Source organism: Stenotrophomonas sp. STEN063, from assembly GCF_056854515.1.
In genome coordinates this window covers 93359-112755 of record NZ_JBXFWF010000003.1, presented here as the reverse complement: position 1 = coordinate 112755, position 19397 = coordinate 93359, and the positions used below count along the sequence as shown (strand labels likewise).

The 19397-nt window shown below is 64.3% G+C and carries 17 protein-coding genes and 1 tRNA gene; 5 read left to right on the top strand and 13 right to left on the bottom strand.

Features of this window, described 5'->3' with window-relative positions:
* Window positions 1–122: 122 nt before the first annotated feature.
* The 13 genes from thrC to kdsA all read right to left on the bottom strand — a co-directional run bounded on the left by thrC (window position 123) and on the right by kdsA (window position 14268).
* Window positions 123–1418 carry a threonine synthase gene (gene thrC / locus AC1VWL_RS01985; protein WP_482985540.1) on the bottom strand — a complete coding sequence of 432 codons (1296 nt, stop codon included), beginning with the start codon at window positions 1416–1418 and terminating at the stop codon, window positions 123–125.
* A 103-nt stretch (window positions 1419–1521) separates the two neighbouring features.
* A complete protein-coding gene (locus AC1VWL_RS01980) occupies window positions 1522–2457 on the bottom strand; it encodes a homoserine kinase (protein WP_482985539.1) in 936 nt (311 codons plus the stop codon).
* A 5-nt stretch (window positions 2458–2462) separates the two neighbouring features.
* A complete protein-coding gene (gene thrA, locus AC1VWL_RS01975) occupies window positions 2463–4967 on the bottom strand; it encodes a bifunctional aspartate kinase/homoserine dehydrogenase I (RefSeq protein ID WP_296250602.1) in 2505 nt (834 codons plus the stop codon).
* 492 nt (window positions 4968–5459) lie between these two features.
* The gene (locus AC1VWL_RS01970; RefSeq protein ID WP_482985538.1) at window positions 5460–6404 is read right to left on the bottom strand and encodes a DMT family transporter; all 945 of its coding nucleotides are present in this window, start codon (window positions 6402–6404) and stop codon (window positions 5460–5462) included.
* Between the two features lie 88 nt (window positions 6405–6492).
* Window positions 6493–7233 carry a helix-turn-helix domain-containing protein gene (locus AC1VWL_RS01965; protein WP_482985537.1) on the bottom strand — a complete coding sequence of 247 codons (741 nt, stop codon included), beginning with the start codon at window positions 7231–7233 and terminating at the stop codon, window positions 6493–6495.
* Between the two features lie 53 nt (window positions 7234–7286).
* Window positions 7287–7363: transfer RNA gene (locus tag AC1VWL_RS01960), tRNA-Arg, on the bottom strand.
* Window positions 7364–7452: 89 nt separating this feature from the next.
* The gene (locus AC1VWL_RS01955) at window positions 7453–8433 is read right to left on the bottom strand and encodes a Csu type fimbrial protein (protein WP_482985536.1); all 981 of its coding nucleotides are present in this window, start codon (window positions 8431–8433) and stop codon (window positions 7453–7455) included.
* Window positions 8430–10757 carry a fimbria/pilus outer membrane usher protein gene (locus tag AC1VWL_RS01950; protein ID WP_482985535.1) on the bottom strand — a complete coding sequence of 776 codons (2328 nt, stop codon included), beginning with the start codon at window positions 10755–10757 and terminating at the stop codon, window positions 8430–8432. The genes AC1VWL_RS01955 and AC1VWL_RS01950 overlap by 4 nt, the downstream gene beginning before the upstream one ends.
* 119 nt (window positions 10758–10876) lie before the next feature.
* Window positions 10877–11647 carry a fimbrial biogenesis chaperone gene (locus AC1VWL_RS01945; RefSeq protein WP_482985534.1) on the bottom strand — a complete coding sequence of 257 codons (771 nt, stop codon included), beginning with the start codon at window positions 11645–11647 and terminating at the stop codon, window positions 10877–10879.
* A 21-nt stretch (window positions 11648–11668) separates the two neighbouring features.
* Window positions 11669–12142, bottom strand: coding sequence for a Csu type fimbrial protein (locus AC1VWL_RS01940; protein WP_482985533.1), 474 nt, complete (start codon window positions 12140–12142; stop codon window positions 11669–11671).
* A gap of 14 nt (window positions 12143–12156) precedes the next feature.
* Window positions 12157–12690 (bottom strand): Csu type fimbrial protein, encoded by a 534-nt coding sequence (locus AC1VWL_RS01935; protein ID WP_482985532.1) that lies wholly within the window; start codon window positions 12688–12690, stop codon window positions 12157–12159.
* A gap of 84 nt (window positions 12691–12774) precedes the next feature.
* Window positions 12775–13311, bottom strand: coding sequence for a Csu type fimbrial protein (locus AC1VWL_RS01930; RefSeq protein ID WP_482985531.1), 537 nt, complete (start codon window positions 13309–13311; stop codon window positions 12775–12777).
* Between the two features lie 111 nt (window positions 13312–13422).
* Window positions 13423–14268: a 3-deoxy-8-phosphooctulonate synthase gene (gene kdsA, locus AC1VWL_RS01925; RefSeq protein ID WP_282269007.1), complete on the bottom strand. Its 846-nt coding sequence runs from the start codon at window positions 14266–14268 to the stop codon at window positions 13423–13425.
* 265 nt (window positions 14269–14533) lie between these two features.
* On the opposite strand from kdsA, the gene amaB reads away from it, so the two are divergent.
* The 5 genes from amaB (at window position 14534) to murB (ending at window position 19367) form a co-directional block, all read left to right on the top strand.
* On the top strand, window positions 14534–16066 hold the full coding sequence (amaB, locus tag AC1VWL_RS01920) for an L-piperidine-6-carboxylate dehydrogenase (protein ID WP_482985530.1): 1533 nt from the start codon (window positions 14534–14536) through the stop codon (window positions 16064–16066).
* Between the two features lie 126 nt (window positions 16067–16192).
* On the top strand, window positions 16193–16489 hold the full coding sequence (locus tag AC1VWL_RS01915; RefSeq protein ID WP_282269011.1) for a DUF4190 domain-containing protein: 297 nt from the start codon (window positions 16193–16195) through the stop codon (window positions 16487–16489).
* Window positions 16490–16496: 7 nt separating this feature from the next.
* Entirely contained in the window at window positions 16497–17267 is a 771-nt protein-coding gene (locus AC1VWL_RS01910; protein ID WP_482985529.1) for a class I SAM-dependent methyltransferase, read from the top strand.
* 4 nt (window positions 17268–17271) lie between these two features.
* Window positions 17272–18327: a quinone-dependent dihydroorotate dehydrogenase gene (locus AC1VWL_RS01905; protein ID WP_482985528.1), complete on the top strand. Its 1056-nt coding sequence runs from the start codon at window positions 17272–17274 to the stop codon at window positions 18325–18327.
* Window positions 18324–19367 carry a UDP-N-acetylmuramate dehydrogenase gene (gene murB, locus AC1VWL_RS01900; protein ID WP_482985527.1) on the top strand — a complete coding sequence of 348 codons (1044 nt, stop codon included), beginning with the start codon at window positions 18324–18326 and terminating at the stop codon, window positions 19365–19367. The genes AC1VWL_RS01905 and murB overlap by 4 nt, the downstream gene beginning before the upstream one ends.
* Window positions 19368–19397 lie beyond the last annotated feature (30 nt).

Sequence of the window (19397 nt, the reverse complement as noted above, 5' to 3'; positions counted from 1 at the left end):
GCTGAGGCGTTATCAGTGACGCCCTTGCCGAGCGTGGCTCGGCACTACATGAATAGACGCCGCCGCTCCTACAACCGGTTGTATCGGCAGAGCCTCTGCCGAGCATGGCTCGGCACTACCTCTTACAGCAGCTTTTCGCGCAGGGCCGGGTAATCCGGTGCGCAGGGTTCGGCGTGGGCGGGACGCTTCAACAGCTCAGCCAGCGCAGGCGGCACTTCGACTTCACGACCGATCAGCGGTTCGACCACCGATTCAAATTTAGCCGGGTGTGCGGTCGCTGCCACTGCCCAATGTTGATCCGACGCTGCACTGCCATTGGCACGCAGCTGCTCCAGGACCTGCACCGCCGTGGCGGTATGCGGACAGAACACTTCGCCATAGGCGCCATAACGGCGAGCAATGGTCTCGCGGATGGTGGCATCGTCCACCGCCTGTGAGGTAAAGGCAGCGCGCAGTGCTGCATCATCGCCCTTGTACAGCCAGCGCAGTCGTTCAAAATTACTCGGGGCACCCACGTCCATCGCATTGGCAAGCGTGGCGACACTGGCCTTCGGCGCGTAGTCACCGCCATTGAAGTAGTCAGGCAATACACGGTTGGCATTGGTCGCCAGCACGATACGCCCCAACGGCACACCCAGCGCCCGGGCCATCACTGCCGCCATCGCGTTGCCAAGGTTCCCGGTGGGAATGACGAAATTCAGCAGTGAACCATGCGCGGCCTGATGGCTCAGCGCCGCGTGTGCGTAATAGCTCATCTGCGGCAACAAGCGGCCGAGGCTGATGCTGTTGGCCGAGCTCAATGGCACCCGTGCCTGCAGATCGGTATCGCCCAGCGCCTGCTTGGCCATGGCCTGGCAATCGTCGAACGACCCGGCCACGCGCAGTGCGCGGATATTGCCGCCCAGGCAGCCGAGCTGATGCGCCTGACGCGGCGATACGCGCCCATCCGGGTACAGCACCACGACTTGAAGGTTGGGCTGATTGTGGAACGCTGCAGCGACAGCAGCACCGGTGTCGCCAGACGTTGCGACCACGATGGTCAGCGGACGCTCCTGCCCTGCGCGCAAGCGCGACAGGCTCGCAGCAAGGAAGCGCGCACCGAAATCCTTGAACGCCGCAGTGGGACCGTGGAACAGCTCCAGCACATGATCATTGCGGGTCGCCAAGGCCCGCAGTGGCGCCGGGAAGTCGAAGGCTTCGCTGCAGATCTTCGGTAATTCGGATGCCAGGGCGTCGTCCGCGAAGAAGGGTTGCAGCAGCTCGGTAGCGGTCGCGGCGAGGGTATCTCCAGGCTGTAGATTACGTGCCGCTGGCATCTGCCCGGGTACGTAGAGTCCACCATCGGGTGCCAAGCCGGCGGCAATGGCCTGGCTCAATGTGGCGGCGGGAGAAGCATTGCGGGTGGAGATGAAATTCATTCGGAGATCCGGAAAATGGTTGGTGTGGTGCGCTGGACTCAATGACCGCGCAAGCGTCCCCCTCACCCCAACCCCTCTCCCGGCGGGAGAGGGGCTTGAACGCTCAGAGCAGTCTGGCGCCGGGGCTGTTGATCGGGCTTACCCAGCTTTGGCTGTCGAAACCTGCCGCAGCGAAGGCTGCCTGCACCTTGGGCGCGGCAGCCAATGCAGCGTCACGGTCTTCAAACCAGGCAAAGACACTGGGGCCTGCACCGGAGATGCTTGCGCCCATCGCGCCTGCAGCCAGTGCGGCGGCCTTGACCGCGTCGAAGCCGACAATCAGGGGCGCACGCCGCGGCTCGACCAGAACGTCGGCCAAGCCCGCCCGCACCAGGCCCGCATCGCCGGCATGGCAACCGGCCAGTACCAGGGCCAGATTGCTGCTCTGCGCGACAAACTCCTTCAATGCATAGCTGCCCTGCAACGCCTCCCGTGCGCGCCGCGTTTCCAGCAACGCCTCCGGATGCACCAGCAGGCTATGCCAATGCGCAGGCACCGGCACCGGCACCAATCGCTCCAAGGTAGAGAGCACCAAACCACCGAGGAACATCGGGCCAAGGTTGTCGCCGTGGCGGCTGCCACTGGCGACCGCTTCGCCTTCCAATGAGTACCGGTAAAGCTGCTCACGGCTCAGCGGCACATCGAGCAAGGCATTGGCAGCGATCAAGGCCGCCACACAGGACGCAGCCGAGCCGCCCATGCCCGAGCTCAGTGGTATGCCCTTGTCGATCTCCAGTTCGAAACCGAACGGCAGCGCCAGCGCCTCGCGCAAGGCAATCAGCGCCGCACCTGCGGTATTGCTGGGCGCATCCAGGGGCAACTCCACCGCCGAACCGCGAATAGCGACGATGCGCACTTCCGGCGCATCAATGCGACGTACCGTTACCGTGTCGCCAACGTCAGGCACCGCATAGCCCAGCAGATCAAAGCCGACCGCCACATTGGCCACCGACGCCGGCGAGAATGCCCGCGCCTGGCGCGCCACGGAACTGTTCAACACGCCGCTCACAATCGCGCTCCCTCGCCAGCCGCCACTCGCAGCACATCGGCAAACACGCCGGCCGCCGTCACTTCCGGGCCAGCACCCGGGCCCTGCACCACCAGGGGGTTGTCGCAATAACGACGGGTGGTGAACTGCACCACGTTGTCGGTCAGGCGCAGGTTTGCGAAGGCATGCTCACCGGGCAGCTCCACAAGGCCAACGCTGGGCTGCTGCCCCGGTTTGAACTGGGCGACATAGCGCAGCACATTGCCACGCGCACGCGCATCGGCCAGGCGTTGCGCGAAGCCCGCGTCCACTTCATGCAGGCGTGCCATGAAATCGTCGACGCTCGCGCCCTGCAATGCAGCGGGCACCAGGCTTTCCACCGCCACGTCTTCCAGGCTCAACTCATACCCGGCTTCGCGGGCGAGGATCACCAGCTTGCGGGCCACATCCACGCCGGACAGGTCGTCACGCGGATCCGGCTCGGTGTAGCCCATGCCACGCGCCTGCGTTACCAGCTCGGAGAACGGCACGCTGCCATCGTATTTGTTGAACAACCAGGCCAGCGTGCCGGAGAAAATACCGGCGATCGCCGTCACGTCATCACCGGTATCGACCAGATCGCGCAGCGTGGTGATCACCGGCAGACCCGCGCCCACCGTGGCTTCATAGCGGAAGCGTGCGCCGGTAGACGCCGCCGCCTCGCGGATCGCCTGGTAGCGCGCCAGCGGACCGGAGCCAGCCTGCTTGTTCGGGGTGACCACATGGATGCCAGCGGCCAACCAGCCGGCATAGCGATCGGCGACTTCGGCACTGCCACTGCAATCGATGATCAGCGTATGCGGAAGACGCGCCGACAACAGGTGCTCGGTGAACAGATCAAGATCATTCGGCAGCGCTGCCGAGTCGAATGCGGCCTTCCAGTTGCCGTGCATGCCACGCTGGTCGAGCACCATGCGGTTGCGCGAGGCGACCGCACGCAGACGCAGATCCAGCTTGGCCCTGGCCAGCAGCGCCGCTTCGGACGCATACAACTGCTCAAGCAAGGCTGCACCGACATTGCCCGGCCCGATCACGCCGACCGAGAAGGTCTGTGGCGACAACCAGAAGCCGGCGTGCGCGGCGCGCAGCGCCTTGGTCGCATCGCAGGCTTCGATCGCGACCGAGATATTGCGTTCGGACGAGCCCTGCGCGATGGCCAGGATATTGACCTGTGCGCGACCCAGCGATTCGAACAGACGTGCGGCAACGCCCGGCTGGCCGGCCATGCCATCACCCACCGCTGCAAGCACGCTCACCCCGCTGGTGAGCTGCACGCGCTGCACCTGGCCCGCTGCCAACTCGTGCGAGAACGCCTGGGTCAGTGCGTCACGGGCGAACTCCGCCTCGGCCTGTTTCACCACGCAGCAGATCGAATGTTCCGAGGAACCCTGCGAGATCATCACCACCGACACATGCGCGTTGCGCAGCGCCGAGAACACGCGTTCGGCGGTACCTGGCACACCGATCAGGCCGGTACCTTCGACATTCAATACCGCAAGGTCCGCACTCAGGGTCAGGCCCTTGATCGGACCACTGCTGGAGCTGTCGGCAGTGATGCGGGTACCCGGATGATCCGGATGGAAGGTGTTGCGGATGATGATCGGCAGACCGCGCTCGATGGCCGGCGACATGGTCTGCGGATGCACCACCTTGGCACCGAAGTAAGCCAGTTCGCAGGCTTCGTCATAGCTCAGTGCGTCCAGTTGCACTGCTTCCGGAACCACCCGCGGGTCAGCCGAGAGCACGCCATCGACGTCGGTCCAGATATGCAGTTCGTCGGCGGCAAACAAGGCGGCAAAGATGGCGCCGGAGAAATCACTGCCATTGCGCCCCAAGGTGGTGATGTTGCCCTTGCGGTCGCGGGCGACAAAACCGGTAACCACCAGCCGCTGCGCCGGATGCGATTCGCGCCACAACGCCAGCTTGGCAGCGCTGGACTTCCAATCGACATCAACGCCAAGCTCGCCATGGTTGACCACCAGGACGTCGCGCGCATCCAGGATGTCGGCGTCTTCGCCCAAGGCCTGCAGGTGATGACCCAACAGGTGGGCCGAGAACACTTCGCCCAGGCCCTGCACGCGGTCCAGCACTTCCTGCGGCAACTCACCAATCACGGCCAACGCCGCCAGAATCTCGCGCAGACGCTCGAAACGCGCATCCAGCCACTCGATGGTCAGCCCGGAGTGCTCTCCCAGCAGCGCCACGGCGGCACCACGATGGCGCGCCCGCAACTCATGCCAACGGTCGTCCCAAGCCGGATCGGCTGCAGCCGCCGCCTTGGCCAGACCGATCAGCGCGTCGGTCACGCCCTTCATCGCCGACACCACGGTCACCTGCACGGTCTCGTCGCGGGCCAGCAACAGCTGCGCCACATGACGGTAACGTTCGGCATCGGCCACCGAAGTGCCGCCGAATTTGTGCACGACAGTGCGAACGGCAGCGTTCGCGGCGGAATCGGCGGGAGAAGCAGCAACTGACGACATCGGAAGAACCTCGGCTGGAGGCCCCGACACGCATCTTGATGGGGTTCCCCCGCATCCTGATCCGGGTGCGGGGCCGTGGTTTTCGGAAATTACGCGAAGACGACGGGCCGCACCGGGCTAATGGTGACGGTAATAGTGGTGGTGGTAATGGCGCCGCCGAACCCGGGCACGCGCACCTGGCCGCCGGTAGGCGACTGCAGGAGGCTGACGAGGGGCTGCGGGCTGTTCATGGCCTTCAAGAGACAACAGCCGGGATCAGGCTGTCAAGTGCTGCGTTGCAAAAACACAGATAAAGGCAACGTCGCCAAACCTGCAGCTAAAAGTTGCAAATGTCATCAAGCGCGAACGTCGCGCATTTAACTGACAAGCAGCGCGCAACAGCTGGTTCACTGCTGCGGGCGCTGCCTGCGGAACGTGCAGGCCAACTATCGCCCGCAAGCAATCGAAAGCAGCATCTCAGTCCTGCTTTCGCCACCTGACTGCGCAGGATTCTCAGGCCGAAGCTGCCGTTACCGCCTTCGGCCGGTGCGCCGCGGCGCTCCACACCACGCCGACCAGCAGGCACAGCGCAGCAACAATCTCGATTGCCACTGGCCAGCGCTGCTGCCACAGGAAGCCGTAGAGCAGCCCGAACAAGGTCTCGAACACGATCATCTGACCACCCAGGGTCAACGGCAGCGCGCGGCTGGCGCGGTTCCAGCAGGCATTGCCCAGGATCGAGGCAAACACCGCCACCGCAGCGGCCATCGCCCAGAAGCCCGCCCATTCACGTCCCGAATGTCCCGCTGCGCCGTCGGCAAAGGCGACCGGTGCCAGCAGCAAGGCCAGACCGCCGGTTGCCACGCCCGTCAGCAGCGACCAGTCGTGTCCGGATACATCGGGCACCTTGGCCAACCAACGGGTATTGCCCACCGAATAGGCCGTCCACGACAACAGCGCGCCGACCCCGCACAGCAGCCCGATCAAGCGCTGGCCCGGGTTGCCCTGGACATGGGTGGAGCCCATGGCTTCGACTCCCATCAGCACCACCCCCGCCACGCACAGCACCAGTGCCGGGGCCAGCCGGATCAGCGGGACAGCGCCTGGCTCGCGCGCACCAACCACCGCTACCAACACCGGCACCATGCCAACGATCAGCGCCGCCGCCGCGCCGCCACTCCATTGCACGCATAGCGACAGCAGCACGAAATAGATCAGATTGCCGAGCAGGCTCAACCAGGTGAGCGCCGTCCATTCGACCTTGCCAATGTGGGCGCGCAGCGCCGGCCAGCGCGGCACCAGCAATACGATCGCGATCAGCCCATAGACCAGATACCGCGCCGCAGCCAACTGCAACGGGGAGAAATCCGACAATACTGCGGGCGCAAGGAACACCAGGCCCCACAGCGCACCCGAGGCAACACCATTGGCGATACCGCCCGCCATCCGATCTTTCATCAAACCACCCACGTCCTCAGCACCCGCCACAGTTTCCGACCACTGCAGCCCTGTGTATTGACCCAGGCTTCGCCGCTTTTTGCCAAGGCTACGCCTGCAACTGCCGCCGGTAGCGTCCCGGGGTGATGCCAAGTTCGCGGCGCATGGCCCGGGTGAGCGCACTCTGGTCGGAGTAGCCAGCCTGCTGTGCAATCCGTGCCAGTGGTAGTAGACCTTCGGCGATCCGCTGCTGCGCCCATTCCAGGCGTTGGCGGTGCAGCCACTGGACAGGGCTGCAGTCCAGTTCACGACGGAACGCTGCGTGCAGTGCGGTCAGGCCCAACCCCGCCTCATTCGCCATGCGCGCCAGCGACCAGTCCTGCCCTGGGGCGAGACGGATCCGCTCGCACAAGGCCTGCAGTCGCCCATCGCGGCGTTGCCGGCCCTGCGCGAGAACCGCATCCAGCAGCAATGGCAGCACCTGCCGCGTCAAGGCCGGCGCCAACTGCGTCCGCCCCTCCGCCGCCTGCTCCACATAGGCCAGCAGATGCCTCGCCGCCGGCGGCAGGACAAAGAATGGGCGTTGCAGCCCGGCTTCCAGCTGCGCGTCGTCCAGCCGCGATGCATCGCAGTCCACGATCAGGAAACGGTTGCGCCCCTGCGCCTGCTGCACATGCAAGGCACCGGGCGCGACAAACGCCGCACGCTGCAGGTCCAGCCACCCACCGCGACCCTCCACCTCAAGCTCCAGCATGCCGTGCAGCGGCAGGACCAATTGCACGTGCGCATGCCGATGGCCATGACCGGTACAGCCATAGCTGCGGAAGCTCAGGGAATCGTCTGCATGCATAGCGGGCACCGCGGAACAGGCAGTGCGGCGCTGGGCCGTCGGCCATGCGAGGGTGGTGGCCCCGACACGATTCGAACGTGCGACCTGTCCCTTAGGAGGGGACCGCTCTATCCAACTGAGCTACGGAGCCGAATACGCAAGGATACAACCAAGCGTGAACATGGACAAAGTCCTGATATCGTCCTGATCTTCGCAAACGGCACAGTCGACGCTGCCGGTTCAGAAAGCAATGTCGACCAGAACGGTATCCACGTAGCGTCCCACAGGCACCGGGGCCTGATCCGCATAGACCTTCGCGTTGTAGTTGAAGACCTGCCTGCCCACGCCCGCACCGGGGCCCGGATTGACATCAGCGCCGGCGCTGGAGCGCCGCTCGGTGTCCACGCTGCCCCACCGTATACCGCTGACACCCTGGAACAGATCGTAGGCCAGCAGCTCCCCCTGCGCCGAACGCATGTTGCGCCGTGCCGCCGCCAGGTTCTGCCCGTCCCCCAGGCCGACGCTGTAGGCACTGCCTTTGGTGCAGGTAACCGAGATGCTGCCGTTGACCACGGCAAATGCCGAGGGAAGCGCTGCAGTACCGAAATCCAGATCCGGCGCAGCGATACTGCAGTCGTTCTGCACCACCAGGTTGACCGGGACTGTCGTCACGCCACTGCCGGTGTCATATGACGAGCAGACCCCGCCACCCGAGCTGGCCGTACAGTAACGCCACTCCCAGGCCAGGGTCGCGGTGTCCTCGTAATTGCCTGCGGCGACATTGCTGCCGCCGGCTGCCGCCAGATACAACGGCATCGCCTTGCCGCTTGCACTCTGCAACAACCCCAGTGCGTCGATTACACCCTGCCCAACCAGGTCCAATGGCACCGCAGGGATCAATGCTGCGCCGTTGTTCCTGTCCGCCGAGGCGTACAGCTGGTAGCTCAGTAAATCCCCGGTCGGTCCCAGCAAGCCAGCGTTGGCAGAACTGAAGGTCACGCGGAAATAGGTGTCCTGCGCCTCCCAGGGTTGCAGGACCTGGCCGCTGCATTCGATGCCTGCGTCACGCGTGGAGGTCGTCTGCGCCGCGGCACCCAGGGCAACGGAGCCCACTGCCCCGAAATCCGCGGATTTTGCATTACCCGTTGAACACGCCGCCGCGGCCTGCCCCGTTCCCGCACACAGCAGGAACAACCCCACCACACGCGCCAGCCCGCTCATCGGCACACCAGGGGGGCAGGCACCATCACCGCCGCGTCGTCGTCATCGGCCTTGAACATCGCCACGCAACTCTCTCCACTGGCCTGCATCACCTGAAGATGATTGACCTCGTCCAGACGCTCCAGATACACCAGCCCGTCCCAGCCAACCACCGTATGCACCCCGCTTTCCACATGCTGCACGCGCGTGCCCATCGGCAGCACCGCCCCCTGTGCATCGGTGAGGACCACACTGGCGGCGCGGGAACGGACAACCGGGAACTCCAATAGATAGCCACTGCGCGCACGCACCATCACCCGTGCCTCCACCAGCGCACTGCGCACATCCGCTGACGATCCCAGCAGGTCGATCTCGTACTTGCCCGGATAGTAGGCGCTGGTCCATGGCACCAGCAGATGCCCGCTAGCGCCGGTTCGGCCGACCTCCTGGTTTTCGTAGCGCACGGGGATCCCTGCCTGGCCCTTGGTACTGACCACCACGAATGCGTCGTCCACGCGGTTACCGGCAAACATCCGCCCATCCATCCATACCGCCGAGCCGCTGACATCGGCCCAACGGGTTATGTTGGAACGGCTGCCGTAGGTGCCTGCCTGCACCTGCAGCAGGTCACCGCGCCAGGTCGCATCCAGCTGACGGTAGTCCTCGGCACCGCCATGCGCATAGCCAAGGTTGTAACCGAAGCCGCCGCTCGTGGGCGCCTGGCGCCCATAGTTCACGCGTTCAACCCAGTCCCCGTTGTTGTCGCGCTCGGCGGACAACGCCAGCGTGGCCCGCCCGCCCATCGGCACCATCAGCTGCGCCATCGCCGCCCAGCCATGGGCATCAAGATCACGGTTGGCCGACATATACAGGCTCATCCCTGACCGCGACGAACGGGTCCAGGACAGATTGAGCAATCGGCTGCGCGAGTCGTCCGAATTGCGGACATCGAAATAGCCAAGACCCGCGCTGCCCCATGTACCCATACGGAGGCTGGCGGTCGCCTGCTGGCTGCCGCGACTGGTACGCAGCGTCTGGGCATTGATCGCGCCCAGATCCGCATAGCCGGCCTGCCGCTGCATGCGCTGATAACTAAAGCTGTAGCGGGGAGCGTTGAACTGGTAGCCAAACGCGAGCTGGCGGGCCTGTCGTCCATTGAAGTGGCTCTGGCTCACTGCCGCGTTCACAACACCGGCGTTGGCCACGCGCAGGTTGGCACCGGCGCCGGCCAACGATAGCTGCCGTGCGGCTTCGGCGTGCCCTTCCAGAGTCAGCCAGTCCACCACGCCGTAGCGCAGTGTGGCGCTGCCCGCCGCCTTGCCGTAGCTGAAATTGCGGATGCCGTAGTCTTCGCGCAGATTGCCTGCTGCCACCGAGAAATCGACCAGCCCCGGCTGCAGCAGCCGGGTGCTGACGTAGAACGGCAGGGTCGTCGAGACCTGCCGGCCCAATGCGTCAGTAGTGACCACCACCGCTTCGCCGGCGCCGTTGATCAGCGGAATATTGGTCAGCGTATAGGGGCCAGGGCTCAGCTGCGTACTGGAGGACTTATAGCCATTGACGAACAGGTCCAGCGCGGTCGGCACGGCCACCTCGCCGGCAAATTGCGGCAACGGATAGGTCACAAGATCCGGCCGCACGCTGAAATCACGTGAGAACTGCACGCCGCCCAGCCGCACCGAGCTGCTCCACGGCAACGCTGCGGTGATCACATCACCGGCTTCATAGGTCAGCAGCCGGGTCTCGTCGGAGTAGCGCCAGGTGGTGTCGTAGCGCAGATACCCTTCCTGCTGCCCCTTGCCGCCGCTGACGATGTGGCGGAACTGCCCTGTATTGGTCAGGCTGCCAGCAGCACCGAAGACACGCAGCTCGTTCCAGGCTGCAAGGTAGCTGCCGCCAAGGTCGACGTCACTTGCGTAGATGTCGTAGTTGATCATCGCACCCGGGCTTGCCTGCGCCGCCATGCGCGGTGCCGTGGCGCGATAGCTGATGGTCTGCGTGGCCAACCACGCAGGCGGCACCTCCAGCACCAGCCGCAGCAGTGCCCGGTCGTAATGCGCGTGCAGGCCAGGCACATCTTCCAGCGCAATGTCATCTGTGGCCGGATGTGGCAGGTTGATACCGGCACCGGCCAATGCCGCCGCGCTGGCATGGAGTCGCCCACCCCGCTCCTCAACCACAATCTGCCGGCCCGTTTCCACTTGGTTGACCACCAGATCCAGATGCAATGGAAGCGGTGCGGCGTCCTGTGCATCGAACGCTGGCAGCGGCAACCCCACCGCTGCAGCCGGCAATACCGGCACCACGCTCAATGCCAGCAGGTGCATCCACAGACCTTGCCGCACGGCGCGTGACAACCGCCCGCACGGCGGTGCAGCCCGCTGGCAGCCGTTCGTCGCCCCGCCCCCTGTACGCCCAAGCGCCACGCGACTGACGCTTCGCTCATTCAACATCATGCGAACCATCACTCAAGGACAAGGCGTTGCGGCTGCTGCGCGCCATTGACGCGCACCAACAGCACTGCGGGATGGCCTTCTGCTGCTGGCAGTGGCCAGCGCATGCTTGCACCCGGCAACACGTAGCCCATCAAACCGTCGTGCAACAGCTGCTGCCTGCCGCCCTGTTCGATGGAGGCTTCGGTCAACCGCGCGTGTATTGGTCCGTCATTGCGAACCTGCAGGTAAGCCTTGCCGTCCACGCTGACTTGCTGCACCCCGAGCTGCGGACGCACCTGCGCGCCGCTTGCATCGCGTACCCCTTGACCCGCATCGCCGGCTGTCAGGCCCGCACCATAGACAAACAACGGAATGACATAGCGCATATTGAAACGCACCCCGGGTGCGGCAGCGGCATCGGTCGCCACCGTTGTCGGGATCTCGTCGATCATCACCCGGAATGCCTGCTGCTGACCTGCAGGCGTCGGCGTCAGGCGGGTGATACGTACCAACTGCTTCTGCCCGGGCTCGATCTGTGCGATCTGCGGGATGCCGATCACCTGGCGTTGGTTCTGGTACTGGTCATCAAAATCCTGTTGCGACCACGCCAGCACACGCACCTGCAGGCTGATCGGGCTATCGCCCTTGTTCTCCAGCCACAACGCCGTGCTCTGCCGACCCTCTGCCAGCACCGGATCCACCGGCCAGATCAGCACCGAACTTGCGGCACGCGCGCCATCAACCGACAACATCGACGCAGCGAGCACAACGGCCACCGCCAGATACCTAATGAACAACATTCATCCCCCTGAGAACCGCACTTACCAGATCAATTGAACCTGCAACACATCGCTGTAAATACCTGCGGGCGAGTGCGCTGGCACGCTCAACTCCGCATGGATGGGCAGCGTCACCACGCCTGCGCCGCCCAGCGGCACGGGCACGGATTGATCTATCGGCAGCAGCACGCCTCTGGCTGCGTCGCTGAACAATTGATAGGGGATGCGCTCACCACCGCCGTCGCGCTGCAGCTGGCGGCCGTGCTGTCCGCCGTCCACCTGCATCGACAATTGCATGCCCGGTGTACACCTGATCTGCACCGTGCTGGACAAGCTGGCAGCAGCGGGCTCGGTGTTCAGCGCAGCCCGCGTTCCGTAATCAAGTGTCCCCCACTGGCCGGCGGCCACCTCGCAGCCGCCAACGACCTCCGCACTGACCTGCATGTCGGCGCGGGGCGCAGCGATCACCTCACCGGTCAATGCAGCCAGATATGCAACCACCAGAACCGGAAGCATCCACCGCCGCACGATCAAAAGGACAGTTCCACCAAAATGCTGTCCGTGTACGTCCCTGGCGTCAGCCCTGCCTTGCCAACTGCCTTGCCATACAGATTGATTGTCTGAGCAGCACCGGTACTGGTGGGCAAGGTAATCGTGCCATTGATCGGCAGAACAGTGCTTAGACCGGAATCAGTGTAAATGTCATAGGGAACAAAGCTGCCCGCCCCATTCGACAACGCCCGCGTGCCGCCGGAGGACTGCCCATCATTGCTGCCTGCCTGGATCCGCATCACCGGAATGGCACCACTCGAGCACAGTATCGACATGGTGCCACCACCACCTGCAAGCACCTGCGCTCCGGCCTGGGTGAAAAGCGCCGTTTGCGTACCGAAATTCAAGGCACCAAAATTTACATTGGTTGATGCGGTCGAGCCATTCACCTGGCAGGAGCTGATCAGCACCAATGAAGAATTGATCCGGCCGGTGACGGTGCCAGCCTGTGCCATCGAAGCGAACAACAAGCCGCCAGCGAACAGTGCAACGCGGATGTTCCTGTATTTCATTCGAACTCCCCATTTGAGCGGCAATACAGGCAGCCGTGCGCCACCTGCGATCTGCCTACCCTAGCGGACCTGCGTAAGAGCAAATCAGAACGACAGTTCGACAGCTATCGAATCGGTATAGGTGCCTGGCGGCAAGCCCGCTGCCGCCGAGACTTTGCCGTAGAGATTCAAGGTCTGTGCCGCGCCATTGCTGACCGCCAGGTTGATGACTCCTTCTATCGGCAACAGATTGTTGAAACCGGCATCCGTGTACAGGTCATAGCCGACATAGTGACCCGCACCATCGTGCAATGCCCTGCTGCCTGTCGATGCCTGACCGTCATTGCGGCCCGCCCGCATCTTGAGCACCGGAACGAATCCTGCCGCACAGCGGATGCTCATGGCGCCCCCATCAGGTTTCAACACCTGGGTACCGGCCGGCTGCATCAACGCACTGGTGGCCCCGAAGTTCAACGAACCAAAATCGAGGTTGGAACTGGCGGTCGTTCCGTTGACCTCACATGCAGGCACCACCGTCAATGAACTGTGTATCTGCCCACTGACCCCGGGCGCAGCATGACCTGCGGAGCTCAGCAGGAGTCCGCACAGCGCCAAGCCCAAACTGCTTTTCAAATGATGCATCGACCCCTCTTCCATCCGTGTGCCACAAACGTGCCTGCATGAAACACTACGGACGTAAGAGAGGGGCCTGCTTGAGGCCGGGGCTGCGCAGCAGCCACCGGCCCGGGCGGATCACGCGATGTCCAGCACCGGGAACGCCTTGACCATATCGTCCAGCGCCTTGATCTGCGCCAGGAAAGGCTCCAGCACATCCAACGGCAATGCACTTGGACCATCGCAGCGCGCGTTATCCGGGTCCGGATGTGCCTCAAGGAACAGGCCAGCAATTCCTACTGCCATGCCAGCGCGGGCAAGTTCGACGACCTGGCGACGACGGCCACCGGAGGCTTCGCTGCCAGCGTCGCGGCGCTGCAGACTGTGGGTGACGTCGAAGATCGCCGGCAGGCCGCCGGTGGCTTCGATCATCTCGCGGAAGCCAAGCATGTCCACGACCAGGTTGTCGTAGCCGAACTGGGCACCACGTTCGCACAGGATGATCTGCTCGTTGCCCGCCTCGCGGATCTTGCTGACGATGTGCTTGATCTGGGTCGGGCTGAGGAACTGCGGCTTCTTGATGTTGACCGCACGGCCGGTGCGGGCGATGGCCGTGACCAGATCGGTCTGGCGGGCCAGGAAGGCCGGAATCTGCAGCACGTCGACCACTTCTGCGACCGGCGCGGCCTGCGCCACTTCATGCACGTCGGTGATCACCGGCACGCCAAAGCGCTGTTTGACCTGCTCGAAGATGCGCAGCCCCTCTTCCAGGCCAACGCCACGGAAGGAGGTGATCGAGGAGCGGTTAGCCTTGTCGAACGAGGCCTTGAACACGTACGGGATGCCCAGCTTGCGGGTGACCTCCACGTAGCGCTCGGCGGCATAGAGGGTGGAATCCAGGTCCTCCAGCACATTCAGCCCACCAAACAGCACGAAGGGCAGCTTGTTGCCAACCACTACCCCGTCCGAAATCGTCACGTTCATCTGTCTATCCTGTTCAAGCAGGGGAAACCCCTATCAAGGGTGGCGAATATGGCTGAAAACGGCCGCCAGCAACAGGGTTGGCAGCCACGGCCGAGGCAACGCCCATCATCCGCACAGCCCCTGCCGCCGGCACAGCCTGCCCCATCAACCCGACCAAGCCGCACGGGGCCAATCGGTTCACTCTGATACTATGTGGCACTCACTCCGTCGCCCCCACCCGCAGTTTCCGACGGCGCCAAAATAACGTTAAGAAACAGGAGTTTGAATGTCTTCCGAGCTGCTCAAGGCCTTGGCGCTGGATGCCACCAACGCTGGCACCTACATGGGCAACGGGGAATGGTCCGCCGCCACCGGCGCGGGCGTCCTCAAGCCGCAGAACCCGACCACCGGCGAAGTGATCGCCGAGGTCCAGGCGACGACCGAAGTTGACTACGAAACCGTCATCGCCCGCGCGCAGGAAGCCTACAAGGTATGGCGCACCACCCCGGCACCGCGCCGCGGCGAAGCCGTGCGTCTGTGCGGTGAAGCACTGCGCAAGCACAAGGACGCGCTGGGCTCGCTGGTCGCGCTGGAAATGGGCAAGTCCAAGCCGGAAGGCGACGGTGAAGTGCAGGAGATGATCGACATCGCCGACTTCGCACTGGGCCAGAGCCGCATGCTGTACGGCTACACCATGCATTCCGAGCGCCCCGGCCACCGCATGTACGAGCAGTACCACCCGCTGGGTCTGGTCGGCATCATCTCGGCCTTCAACTTCCCGGTGGCGGTGTGGAGCTGGAATGCGTTCCTGGCTGCCATCTGTGGCGACATCTGCATCTGGAAGCCGTCCAACAAGACCCCGCTGACCGCCATTGCAACGATGAAGATCTGCAATGAGGCGCTGAAGGACGGCGGCTTCCCGGACCTGTTCTTCCTGATCAACGATGCCGGCACCGCGCTGTCGGAGAAGATGGTCGACGATCGCCGCGTGCCGCTGATCTCGTTCACCGGTTCCACCCAGGTCGGCCGCACCGTCAACCAGAAGGTTGCCCAGCGTCTGGGCCGCTGCCTGCTGGAACTGGGCGGCAACAACGCCATCATCATGGACGAGACCGCCGACCAGAAGCTGGCCGTGCCGGGCATCGTGTTCGGCGCCGTCGGCACCGCCGGCCAGCGCTGCACCACCACTCGCCGCCTGATCGTGCATGAATCCATCTACGACAACGTGCTGGCCACGCTGATCAAGGCCTACAAGCAGGTCGAAGGCAAGATCGGTGACCCGACCGACGCCGCCAACCTGATGGGCCCGTTGAACAGCCCGGAAGCCGTGCAGCAGTTCCTGGCCTCGATCGCCAAGGCCAAGGCTGCCGGTGGCACCGTCGAGACCGGCGGCACCGCCATCGACCGCGCTGGCAACTTCGTGCTGCCAGCGATTGTCACCGGTCTGAAGAACAGCGATGAAATCGTCCAGCACGAGACCTTCGCGCCGATCCTGTACGTGATGAAGTACAGCACGCTGGACGAAGCCATCGACATGCAGAACGGCGTGCCGCAGGGCCTGTCCTCGTCGATCTTCACCCAGAACCTGAAGACCGCCGAAAAGTTCCTGTCGGCTGCCGGCAGCGACTGCGGCATCGCCAACATCAACATCGGCACGTCCGGTGCGGAGATCGGTGGCGCTTTCGGTGGCGAAAAGGACACCGGCGGTGGTCGCGAGTCCGGTTCGGATGCATGGAAGGTCTATATGCGCCGCCAGACCAACACCATCAACTACTCCGACTCGCTGCCGCTGGCCCAGGGCATCAAGTTCGATCTTTGATGGTGCCTGCCCTGGCTTTGGTCGGGGCGTTGAATCGGGAGAGTTCCCAGCTGTAAAGCTGCCCTCACCCCAACCCCTCTCCCGCGTGCGGGAGAGGGGCTTTCTACAGCTGAAACGGAGTTCCCGATGAGCATTCCTGCACCTCGCCAGACCAGCAGCTACGCCGTGATCAGCCTGGTCGCCGGCATCCTTGGCTGGACCTTGTTGCCCGCCATCGGCAGCATCTGCGCCATCATCTTCGGCCATATGGCACGTGGCGAAATCCGCCGCAGCAACGGTCAACTGGAAGGCGATGGCCTGGCCGTGGCTGGGCTGGTGCTGGGCTGGCTGGCCACCGCGCTGTGGCTGATCGGCATCATCTGTTTCATCGCCATCCTGGTGTTCTTCGGTGGCCTGGCTGGCCTCGCGGCGATGCACTCCTGAGGCCGGCATGGGGCAATCCGATTCAACCCAACGTTTCAGCAGCCGGGTAGCAGACTATGTGCGCTATCGCCCGGGCTATCCGTCCACGCTGCTGGAATGGCTGCACCACGATATCGGCCTGCCCCGCTCTGCCCTGGTCGCCGATATCGGTTCCGGCACCGGTATCTCCAGCGAGCTGTTCCTGGCTGCAGGCCATCCGCTGATCGCGGTTGAGCCCAATGCCGCAATGCGCGCCGCCGCTGAACAATGGCTGCTGCCCGGATATCCGCAGCTGCAGTCCGTCGCCGGCACCGCCGAGGCCACCACCCTGGCCGACCACAGCGTTGATCTGGTCGCGGCCGCGCAGGCATTCCACTGGTTCGATACCAATGCGGTACGCCGCGAATGGATGCGCATCCTGCGTCCGGGCGGACTGGCCCTGGTGTACTGGAACTCACGCCTGCTCGATGCCTCGCCGTTCCTCGCCGGCTACGAGCAGCTGCTGCTGGACTACGGCACCGACTACACCGAGGTCGCCGAGCGCTACCAGGACGACCAGACCATGCGCGACTGGTTCGGCGATGGGCTGCTCGGTCTGGTCCACCTGCCGAATGTGCAGCACCTGGACTACGACGGCCTGCGCGGCCGGTTGCTGTCCTCCTCGTACGCGCCACAAGCCGGCCACGAACGTCACGTCCCGATGCTGGAGGCCCTGCAGCGCCTGTTTGATGCGCATGCGGTCGATGGCAAGGTTGCCTTTGAGTACCAAACCCGCGCCTTTGTTGGCACGCTGAACTGAGCTTATGTATTCCATTGCCCGCCCCTTCCTGTTCACCCTTGATGCCGAGCGCGCGCACGGCTTGGGCCTGTCCGCGCTGGATCTTGCCTGGCGCACCGGCACCACGCCGCTGATTGCCGGCCGCATCAAGCCGCTTCCCACCCCGGCGTTCGGCCTGAGCTTTCCCAACCCGGTTGGTCTGGCCGCTGGCCTGGACAAGAACGGCGAGCACATCGAAGCCCTGTTTGCATTGGGCTTCGGCTATGTCGAGATCGGCACCATCACCCCGCGCCCGCAGGCCGGCAGCCCCAAGCCACGCCTGTTCCGGCTACCTCGGCACAACGCCATCATCAACCGCATGGGTTTCAACAACCTCGGCGTTGATGCACTGGTGAAGAACGTGGAGGCGGTCAAGCACCGTCCCGGCCCGCTCGGCATCAACATCGGCAAGAACAAGGACACGCCCAACGAGGACGCGCTGTCCGATTACCTGACCTGCATGGAAAAGGTCTATCCGCTGGCCGACTACATCACCGTCAACATCTCCTCACCCAATACCGCAGGCCTGCGTGAGCTGCAGGAAGAGCAGGCATTGCGGCGACTGGTTGGCGGCCTGCGCGAGGCGCAGGAGCAACTGGCGGCCAAGCACGGCAAGCGCGTGCCGATGCTGGTCAAGGTGGCGCCGGACCTGAGTGACCGCGACATCGATGCCGCCGCCCGCGTACTCGGCGAGCTGGGCGTGGATGGCGTCATCGCCACCAACACTACCATCGGCCGGCCCACGGTCGAAGCGGATCCACTGTCCAAGGAAATCGGTGGCCTGTCCGGCGCGCCCTTGCTCGGCCAATCCACCCTGGTCTTGCGGCGCCTGCGTGCGCGCCTGCCCGAGTCGGTACCGTTGATCGGCGTCGGCGGCATCAGTTCGGGCGCGGATGCTGTCGCCAAGATGGCAGCTGGCGCGACCCTGGTGCAGTGCTATAGCGGGCTGATCTTCCAGGGCCCAGGCCTGATCGGCGACTGCGTGAATGCCATCCGTCGCCGTCGCGAATCCCCGTCGGGAGGCGCCGTCGCTCCGCTATGACGAATGCCGCCCCAGCTTGGTCGTTGACCGAGAACGCTCCACTGCGCCACCTCAACACCTTCCATGTCGACGCCTGTGCACCGCGCATGTTGCGTATCGCCGATCCCATCGCCCTGCCTGAAGCGTTGGCCGCCATCGGTGCGGCAGACCTGCTGGTGCTTGGCAGCGGCAGCAACGTGCTGCTGGCCGCCAATCCGGAAGATGTGGTGCTGGTGTTCGACAACCGCGAGATCAACGCGCTGGAACACCGCGCCGACCACACCATCGTCCGCGCAGGCGCTGGCGTGATCTGGCACGAACTGGTGATGTGGTCCTTGAACGAAGGCCTGTCCGGCCTTGAGAACCTGGCACTGATCCCCGGCACTGTCGGCGCCGCGCCAATCCAGAACATCGGTGCCTATGGCGCCCAGGTCGGTGAGTTCATCCAGGTCGTCGAGGCCTGGGACCGGCAGGAACAGGTCTGGGTGCGCCTGGACCAGGAAGCCTGCCGCTTCGGCTACCGCGACAGCCTGTTCAAGCATGAGGCTGATCGCTACCTGATCACCGCCGTCGAGTTCCGTCTGCCACTGCTGCACGAGCTGCAGCTGGACTATGCCGGCATCCGCGAGGAGCTGCAGACCATGGGAATTGAATTCCCGGTCTCGGCCGACGTGGCCAATGCCGTCATCGCCATCCGTCAACGCAAGCTGCCTGACCCGGATGTACTCGGCAATGCCGGCAGCTTCTTCAAGAACCCGATCCTGCCGCTGGAACAGATCGACGTGCTGCTGCAGTACTACCCCGAGCTGCCCGTGTTCCCCGGCAACGATGTACGCAATCGCAAGGTATCGGCGGCATGGATGATCGAGCAGGCCGGCTTCAAGGGCCAGCGCGACGGTGATGCCGGCGTTTCGCCCAACCACGCCCTGGTGCTGGTCAACCATGGCAATGCCACCGGCGCCGAGCTGCTGGCGTTTGCGCGGCGCGTATCGGCGGCCGTGCTGGAGATGTTCGGCGTACCGATTGAACCCGAACCAAGGCTGGTTGGCGCCCGCTGGTGAATACTGCCTTGGCTGCACCCCGCTCCACCG